Raw genomic sequence first — 2,377 nt, forward strand, 5'->3', positions numbered from 1 at the left:
GGTGCGTGCTCTCGGCGTGCCGGGTGAAAGCCCTCGTACTGGGCGTACTCGGGCTTTCGGCCGGTGCGGCGAGAGCACGTGCCGGGCGTTCCAGGTGGCGTGCGGGGCTTTCGAAACACCCCCTAGGCCGGATCCACCGGTGCCGCGGGCCCCAGCGCCTCCAGGACCGGCCGGAGCAGCGGATGCTCCTCGGCGCCCCGGCGGACGGCGGCGAAGACGCGGCGCGTCGGGACGCTGCCGTCGACCGGGCGGACGACCACGCCCGCGAGATCCATCCCGCGCAGCGCCGAGCGCGGGACGAGGGCCACGCCCGCGCTGGCGGAGGCCAGGGCGACCACGGCGCGGAAGTCGTCCGAGGAGTGCTCGAAACGCGGCTGGAAGCCCGCGTGCTCGCAGGCGAGGACGACCACGTCGTGGCAGGGGTTGCCGGGGTAGGGGCCGATCCACAGGTCCTTGGCCAGGTCGGCGAGCGGCACCCGGTCGAGTCCGGCGAGCCGGTGACGGTCCGGGACGACGGCGTCGAACGGCTCGGCGTACAGCGGCACGTGCGTCAGCCGCGGATCGTCCGCCGGCGCGCCCCGGTACTCGACGGCGACCGCGACGTCGACCTGCCGCTCCAGCACCATCGGCAGGCTGGCGTCGCCCTCCGCGTCCTGGACGCGGACCCGGATGCCGGGGCAGGCAGCGGACAGGCGGGCCAGCGCGGGCGCCACGACCAGTCCGATCCCCGTCGCGAAGGACGCCACGGTGACGGTGCCCGCCGCGCCCGAGTCGTAGTCGGCGAGCTCGGCCGCCGCCCGCTCCAGCTGGGCGAGCACCGCGTTGGTGTGCCGGAGCAGGATCTCGCCCGCGGGCGTGAGCTGGACGCCGCGGGCGCCCCGCTCCACGAGCCGGTGGCCGGTCTCCTGCTCCAGCGCGGTCAGCTGCTGGGAGACCGCCGACGGCGTCAGATAGAGCGCGGCGGCAGCCGCCGTCACCGTGCGGTGGTCGGCCACCGCACGGAGGATGTGCAGCCGCCGCGCCTCGATCATGCGTCTGATTCTCGCACTGCCCGGTTCCGGGACCCGGCCGGTACGGCGGCTACGCCGCCAGCTGCTCGCGGGCGGCCACGAAGGCGTCCACGGCCCGGTTCACCTCGTCCGCGGAGTGCGCGGCGGACAGCTGCACCCGGATACGGGCCTGCCCCTGCGGCACCACGGGGTACGAGAAGCCGATGACGTACACACCCTGCTCCAGCAGCAGCTCCGCCATGCGCCCGGCGACGGCCGCGTCCCCGATCATCACCGGGGCGATCGCGTGGTCGCCCGGGAGGACGTCGAAGCCCTCCTCGGCCATCCGGGAGCGGAACAGCGCGGTGTTGGCCTCCAGCTTCTCGCGCAGGTCGCCCGCGGACTCCAGCAGGTCGAGGACCTTGAGCGAGGCGGCGGCGATCACCGGGGCGAGGGTGTTGGAGAACAGATACGGCCGCGAGCGCTGCCGCAGCAGCGCGACGATCTCCGCACGGGCGGCCACATAGCCGCCGGACGCGCCGCCCAGCGCCTTGCCCAGCGTGCCGGTGATGATGTCGACCCGGTCCATCACGCCGTGCAGCTCGGGGGTGCCGCGCCCGCCGGGGCCGACGAATCCGACCGCGTGCGAGTCGTCGACCATCACCATCGCCTCGTGGCGTTCGGCCAGGTCGCAGATCTCCCGGAGCGGGGCGAGGTAGCCGTCCATCGAGAACACGCCGTCGGTGACGACGAGCTTCCGGTGCGCGCCGCCCTCCGTCGCCTCCTTCAGCCGCTGCTCCAGCTCCGCCAGATCGCGGTTGGCGTAGCGGAAGCGGCGGGCCTTGGACAGCCGGATGCCGTCGATGATGGACGCGTGGTTGAGGGCATCGGAGATCACCGCGTCCTCCTCGCCCAGCAGGGTCTCGAAGACACCGCCGTTGGCGTCGAAGCAGGAGGAGTACAGGATCGTGTCCTCCTGGCCGAGGAACGCCGACAGCCGCCGCTCCAGCTCCTTGTGCACCTCCTGCGTCCCGCAGATGAAGCGTACGGACGCCATGCCGTAGCCCCAGCGGTCCAGGGCCTCGTGCGCGGCGGCGATCACCTCGGGGTGGTCGGCGAGGCCGAGGTAGTTGTTCGCGCAGAAGTTGAGCACCTCGCCGGGACGGCCGCCCCCGGTGACCTCGACGGTCGCGGACTGCGGCGTCCCGATGACGCGCTCCGGCTTGTGCAGGCCCGCATCGCGGATCTCGTCGAGGGCGGCGCGCAGATCGTCGCGTACGGAATCGAACATGGAGGGCTCCTGAGAGGGTCGCCGGACAGCGGGCACGAGCGATGGCGGACGGATGGCGGACGGGTGACGGGCGGGGGCGTACGGCACGGGAACGGAG

At 73.5% G+C, this 2,377-nt stretch carries 2 protein-coding genes; both read right to left on the minus strand.

The window, feature by feature from the left end:
- Window positions 1-122: 122 nt before the first annotated feature.
- A complete protein-coding gene (locus G5C65_RS35550) occupies window positions 123-1,031 on the minus strand; it encodes a LysR family transcriptional regulator (RefSeq protein ID WP_165303184.1) in 909 nt (302 codons plus the stop codon).
- A 49-nt stretch (window positions 1,032-1,080) separates the two neighbouring features.
- Window positions 1,081-2,280, minus strand: a complete 1,200-nt coding sequence (locus G5C65_RS35555; RefSeq protein WP_165303185.1) for a glycine C-acetyltransferase — start codon at window positions 2,278-2,280, stop codon at window positions 1,081-1,083.
- Window positions 2,281-2,377 lie beyond the last annotated feature (97 nt).

Origin of the sequence: Streptomyces boncukensis, from assembly GCF_011045075.1 — a bacterium.
Taxonomy (GTDB): Bacteria; Actinomycetota; Actinomycetes; order Streptomycetales; family Streptomycetaceae; genus Streptomyces; species Streptomyces boncukensis.